General features: G+C 63.1%; 4 protein-coding genes. 1 reads left to right on the top strand and 3 read right to left on the bottom strand.

Annotation, left to right across the window (positions count from 1 at the left end; all coding sequences use genetic code 11):
• Positions 1 to 747: 747 nt before the first annotated feature.
• The 3 genes from MB84_RS27430 to MB84_RS27425 form a co-directional block, all read right to left on the bottom strand.
• Positions 748 to 1,236, bottom strand: a complete 489-nt coding sequence (locus tag MB84_RS27430) for a hypothetical protein (RefSeq protein WP_052654266.1) — start codon at positions 1,234 to 1,236, stop codon at positions 748 to 750.
• The gene (locus tag MB84_RS30390; protein WP_157123115.1) at positions 1,220 to 1,969 is read right to left on the bottom strand and encodes a hypothetical protein; all 750 of its coding nucleotides are present in this window, start codon (positions 1,967 to 1,969) and stop codon (positions 1,220 to 1,222) included. The genes MB84_RS27430 and MB84_RS30390 overlap by 17 nt, the downstream gene beginning before the upstream one ends.
• Before the next feature lie 1,295 nt (positions 1,970 to 3,264).
• Positions 3,265 to 3,507: a hypothetical protein gene (locus MB84_RS27425; protein WP_052654265.1), complete on the bottom strand. Its 243-nt coding sequence runs from the start codon at positions 3,505 to 3,507 to the stop codon at positions 3,265 to 3,267.
• Positions 3,508 to 3,938: 431 nt separating this feature from the next.
• Here MB84_RS27425 and MB84_RS27420 point away from each other — a divergent pair, with 431 nt between their 5' ends.
• A complete protein-coding gene (locus MB84_RS27420) occupies positions 3,939 to 5,699 on the top strand; it encodes a soluble NSF attachment family protein (RefSeq protein WP_052654264.1) in 1,761 nt (586 codons plus the stop codon).
• Positions 5,700 to 6,000: the final 301 nt, after the last annotated feature.

Here is a 6,000-nt window from a genome sequence, read left to right as displayed (position 1 = left end):
CTTGACGCCGGCGTTCTCGGCCGTTTGGCTCGAGCGCGCCGACGCATGAGCCGGCCGGGCCGGCGCCGTGCGAATGGCTCGTTCGGCGTCAGGTGGGGCAGGCTCGAATGCGGCCCCGCGGCAGCCGGGTGCCGCCGCCATGGCGCAATGACAACCTTGGTCTTGAGCCGTGTCCGACACCCCGCCATGGCCAAACACGCCCCACGCGAATTTTCCGTCAAAACGCTCGAGGGGGCTGTTCTGCCGGGGTTTGCCCGGGGCGATCGACGCCCTCGCAATCGGCGTTGGGACCGCCCATGTCAACAGCGCCGTGCCGAGCAATGCCGGCCCCGGGTACGAGCGAAAGGGGGGCGAGTCAAACCGGGCGTGAGGCATTCCGAATGTCAACGCCGATTAAAGACTGAGCCACCGGGAGGGCGCGCCTTGCTCGGAGGCGCCAAACGACGGTCAAGCCGACCGTCGTCGCCCGGCACCGTCCCGTCGCGTGAGTTCGGCCGCCCGGGGCGGCCAACCGTTGCGTGAGCATGCGCGGATTCGGCGCAAACCGGGCGTACCGCTACACCGCTTGGCGCATAACGTGCGGCGCAACGCGCCGGCCCGTGAACGAGAGCGTCGCGTCAGACGCTTTGCATGCCGCATTATTGTCAGCCGCCCACCGTTCGGACGGGCAATCACGTACTTGAGTGCGGATCATCAAACCGGTCAACGCGTCTACGCGACGCGCATGATCGAATGAATGTTAAACGGTTATGCATAATTGTGAGGATTCGACTTCTCGATTTCCTTAAAAACGTTAGCGTAAGCGTTTTCCGTGTCAGTGTTGATAACTGCTTTTTCGAAATGGTGAAAATTTTTTCTTTTTATAAAAATAGCGTCCTCGCGACCCGCTAAAAATTCTTTGTAATCTTCGAGCGAACCGATAAACCCATAGGTTGGGTTTTCCGCCCCGCGCCCCCAATGTGTGGCGTCCTCCTGATCAACATACCTGCTCCAATGATCCAAAGCGGAGCAATCAAAGCGTGTGTCGCCGTTTATGTCGCCTATGCAAATAAATACATGATCATCCGGATCGACCAATCGGACCAGGTGGATTGTGTCTCTGAAGTCTTTGTTCATTCTGCTATCATTTTTCATAAGGTGATAGAGAACTTGGTTGATTTCTCCGCTGTTTCCCATTTCTTTTTCGATAGGGTGGGATTTTTTATTTTCGTCGAGATTCTTATTGACATCGTACATTTTCTGCGTTTCTTTGCAGTGCTTTACTCCGCCAATGTGCCGTACGGTCGGGTCTTAACCGGGACATCAAGGCCGGCTCGGCGGTGGGTGAATATTTAATTTTTCCATTGATTGTCTGCATGTGCTCCCGAATATAGTTTACGTAATCTGCAGGGATTTTATGCTGCTTTTCGTTTGTGCTTGGTTGTGGCAATGATGTTGTGTCGAATCTCACTAAGTCCGTATAGCTATTGAAGTGACGCTCTATTGCCTGGATGGCGGCGGCCTTGTAGCCGGGTGTATTGTATGGATTGTTAGTTGTGGCTATCCTGTTGCCGTTTTGGATTTGATAATACGAGTCATTTTTTAGTGCTTTATTCATTGAATCGGTATTTCGGTTTAGTTTTGTATTCAATGAGTGAAGAAACCCGTCTTCATGCCTTGCTATCAGAATGCAGCACTTTAAAAAATCCACCGCCTGTTTGGCCTGCTCTGTTTGATAACTGTCCCCCGGGCAAAGTTTTATTTTTGCCACGCAGCCGAAGATTTCATCTCTTCCTAGTGAGGAGTTGTTTCTCCGGGTTTGAATGGTGCGCTTCACTTCACCCAGGGTCTCGTCTAAGGCGTCAGTATTTCCACACATTTGCGACCACTCTTCGGTGTAGATTTTGATCAAATTTAACGCATGGGTCTTGGCATCAAATACTGCATCTGCGCCTTTTTTATACGACATGGCGCAGGCATTACTCGGCATGAGTTTTGTTTCCGTCGGCATATTTATCCTGAAGCTGTTGTTTTCCGCGAGTGACTGGCGAGTGCCGGATCGCAGCGCCGATTTCTACGTGGGTTCGTTCCGTGCCGTTATCCGGTAAACACCTGTTTTTTGATGACGGGCACCTCCGGGACCGCGGGCGGTTCAGTCGCGCTAACGGGGCTCCCCCCGAAAGCGAGCCCAAAGGAGCGCGGGGTGTGACGCGGCCGGTGCCTCAATTGCTCGGCGGGGAACGCACGCCGCGCGGGCGCATTTCCTCTGCGCCGGCGTCCCGCACGCAATTCCATGCGCCGCGGGCGCCTCGAACGGGGCACCCCTCGCGACGCAAAGAGGCTTCCGCTGTTGCCCGACTTTTCCATGAAACGAGAATAGGACGTCCTCGGTCGCATCAACCGTTGGCGACGGCCACCGCTTTGGCCGAGCGGTTAGCCACGCGGTAAAGTCGGTATTGGCGCACCGCACGTCCGGCGCGCCGACGCGCCGACGCGCGGCACGCCCTCGCGCCAGACACCGGCCTGCGTCAATGTCGTGCGTGTAGACGGTGGGCCGCGCCGCGTTCGTCCATGTCACGAGCCGACGCGGATTGCGGGGTACGTAAAATGTCGGCCCGTGCGAGAGCGGGGGGCCGCCCGCGTGGCGCAATGGCGCACCGTACCGGGCATGCCGGCGCTGTTCGAGCGCCGTGCTTAACGTCTTCGGCCCGAGGAGCTTCCGCCCGGCGTTCTTCACGTTGGCGTCCAAAAAAATCAAATCGGGTAGCCTCCGACGACCCGGGCGGCAGCACCCGCGAATCTGTGACGGCGCGACGCAGGAAGGTGTCCCGCCCGGGCGCGGTGCGCGCCACGCACGCGACACGCAACGCCGGTGCCGGCACCGGCACGACAAAAGGCTGTCACCCTTGCGTGACGCGCCCGGCCACGAACATCGTGAAATACGCCGGGATCGGCAAGAGCGGCGGCAGCGGCCCCTGCACAAGCACACGTAGCGGCGCGACCGCCGCCCGCGCAAGCGCAGGACGAGGGCGAGAACGACCACCGGGCGCAACGCGCGTATCGCGGCTTTCAGCCCACGCGGATTCAGCCCCTCATCGATTGGGTCGCCCCGCCGGCGCAATGCCGCGAAGTCGTGATGCGCGAGCCACCGGGCATTGGGCGGCACGGGGGTGCTGCTACGGGGGGCCGCCGCACCTTGAGTCGCACCTTGAGCCGCAGCGGCGGGTCGGCGTTGCGCGGTTCGCGTTGCGCGTGCTGCCGCAACGGCACCGCGGCTGTCTACGGTCATCGTTTCGGGTTCGCCGTTTCGGGTGCGTCGTTTCGGTCGATCGCCCGGGTGAAATAATGAAGCGCCGCGGCCTGCTCACGAGGGTCGCGCGCCAGGCATTCACCCGTCTTGCCCACCCTGACGAGTGCCCGGTGCCGCGATTTCCATTGGCGTTTGATGTTGGCGTCGGGCGCCTCCACGCGCCGCGCCGGCCCCTCGCGCGCGGGCGTTTGCAAACCGCTTTTTTGCCGCAGCGGCACGCGCTTGATGACGCGGCGGTGCAGCCACGCATGTTTGACCTCGACGCTGCGCTCGGCCCTCGGCGCCTTACGTTGACGGCCGGCTCATCGCCCGCACCGCGCATGGCGCCGGCTCCTCTCACAAGGCCTCGCCGGTGTCACGTGGGTGCGCGTCACTCGTGTCGCCGGCCGCGGCGTCAATGATGAGCATCGTTTCCGGCCACCTGGCTATCTGACGCCAAGCCGCCGCACCTGCCCGGGGGCTTGGGCGCATTTTCAACGTAACCCCCTGACCGTCCCTGCCGCTCATTTTTCGCGGTGAGCGCCATGCCGGGCTCACCGGCACTCGCGCTTGTGCGTTATCCGATGTTTTGGCCACAATCCGAAAGGGCCGGGCCGCCGACAATGGTATCTATAACCGGCTTTCCCCTATTTTGTCGGAGCACTTGCCGATGCACCTGTCGATAGAATCCGGCGTCTCCAAATGCGTCGTGCAGTTGCCGCCCGAGGCTCACGGCGCCGTGTCTGCCATGCTGGCCGCGCTTAACTTCAACGATGCGGGAGAGGTCAACGCCGCGCAACTGCGTCTGCAGACGCAAGCGCCGGCGCTCTTTCCCGACGCGTGCTTTGACGGCGTTGCTCCCGAGGACGTCGGACGCGCGCTGGCCAGCCTGATCCTGTCTCATGGGGCCGCGCAGCGCAACCGGAGCACGCGGTGGATTGCGCCCGGCGCGCACGACGCCCTCGGGACGCTGTGCGGCCGTCTCACGCCCTCCGGGCAGGACGCGCTGCTGCAAAGCCTTGAGAGCGGTCACGGCGAGAACGCGTTTTCACGATACCTCGGCGAGCTCGACAGGTGGTGTCTGGCCGGCCACTTGTACCGCCAACGCGCAAGTACCCGTGGGGCGGCAGGGGACCTCGGTCCGGCGCCGCAGGATGCCGATGCGCAGGCCGCCGCAGAGTATTTGCAGGCCGTCGATTGCTACACGCGCGCGGGCCAATCCGGCCTCGCCGCGCCGGTCTGCCTGCTGGCCGCCGATCTCTCCATGCAAACGCATCAAACCAACAAGGCGGTGGACCTCTACCTGACGGCCGCTGACGCCTACCTGCGAACGGGGCGGCCGGGGCGGGCCGCCGCCGTCTACCTGCGGGTCTTCAACCTCTACACGGACTTGGGCCAGCCGGAGCTGGCCGCGGCCACTTGCCTGAAGGCCGCACACGCCGCCCGGGCGGCCGCAGACGCCCATCCGCAGAAGGGGAAGTACGCGCTGGCGGGCGACGTCTACCTGCTCGTGGCCAAGTGCTACGCCGACGCGGGGCGGCCCGACCTGGCCGCCGACGCCTGGCTGTGGGCCGCTCAAGCCTACACGCGGGCGCATGAGCCCCGCAAGGCGTTAGCCGCTTATCGGCAGGCGGCCGAGGCTAACACGGAGGCCCGCCGACCCGGCTTGGCCGGCGACGCTTGGCGCGGCGTCGCCGCCCTTCACAAAGAACTCGGTGAGCCCGAGTTGTCCGCGGACGCCAATGAGAACGTGGCAACCGCCTACCGGTGGGCCGCGCTCGGTGGCCCGGACGTTGTTCAGCCCCTGCCCGCCGCACACTACTTCCTGCTCGCCGCATACGCCCACGAGGCGGTGGCGAAGCATGCGCGGGGCGAAAATGCCAAGGAGGTCGAAAAGGAGCACCGACAGCTGGCGGAAGACGCCTACAAACGGGCCGCCCACGCCTTCATGAAAGAGGGTTTGGTCGCGGCGGCGACAAACCCCTACATGTTGGCGAGCAGTTATAAACAGGCCGTCGTCGCCTGCACGCGGGCCATCCACGAGTCCCTGGCGGCGAACGATCTCTCGCTGATCGCAGACCTTTACATGCAGCTCGGCTACGCCCTCAGGGGGGCGGGTGAGCCCGAAGACAAGCAGAACCAAGCCTTCCTGATAGCCGCAGGTTATTACCAGGAGGGGTGGGCGTACTTGCCGGCCGCAGTGGCCCACATGGAGCGGGGCGACTCCTTGACGGCCGCGCCCCTCTTCGAGCGCGCGAAGGAGCCCGCTTCGGCCGGGCATGCCTACTTCGGCAGGAATATGTATGAGCGGGCCGAAGCTAACTTCAGGCGGGCGTACCGGTTTGAGCCGGACGCCGAGCAGCGAAGGAAGTTACGTTTGCTGGCTGAAAATATGTCCAAGCATGCGGTGCTATCCGATCGAAATGTCTGACGCAGCCCCGTCGGGCCTCGCCGCCGCCGGTGCGGCACGCGGTGCAACTAGCCCGAGGGCGCTCCGCGTGTCGCCGTCATCGGGCTTCGCCGCGCCGGCGGCTATCGCGTCGGTGCGCCACTTCGCATGCGCACAGTCACGCTCACGGCGTGTGCAGGGGCGTTGGGCGCGCCACGCTGGCCCCGCTGCACAACTTCCGGGGGGCGGTCTGCCGGCGGCATCGCGAAGTCTGCTGTCAGGCTTGGCTTCGCAAAACGGCATCGCCGCGTGAACCCGGATGATCCATGGCCTGCCTCGGTTC

It is taken from the genome of Pandoraea oxalativorans (genome assembly GCF_000972785.3).
Lineage (GTDB): Bacteria > Pseudomonadota > Gammaproteobacteria > Burkholderiales > Burkholderiaceae > Pandoraea > Pandoraea oxalativorans.
The sequence above is the reverse complement of the archived record's forward strand: the minus strand, read 5'-3'. Positions and strand labels throughout refer to the sequence as shown.

Bases quoted from the DNA above. Each gene is read 5' to 3' on its own strand.
- MB84_RS27430 (WP_052654266.1), bottom strand. From the start codon at position 1,236: ATGTACGATGTCAATAAGAATCTCGACGAAAATAAAAAATCCCACCCT.
- MB84_RS30390 (WP_157123115.1), bottom strand. From the start codon at position 1,969: ATGCCGAGTAATGCCTGCGCCATGTCGTATAAAAAAGGCGCAGATGCA.
- MB84_RS27420 (WP_052654264.1), top strand. From the start codon at position 3,939: ATGCACCTGTCGATAGAATCCGGCGTCTCCAAATGCGTCGTGCAGTTG.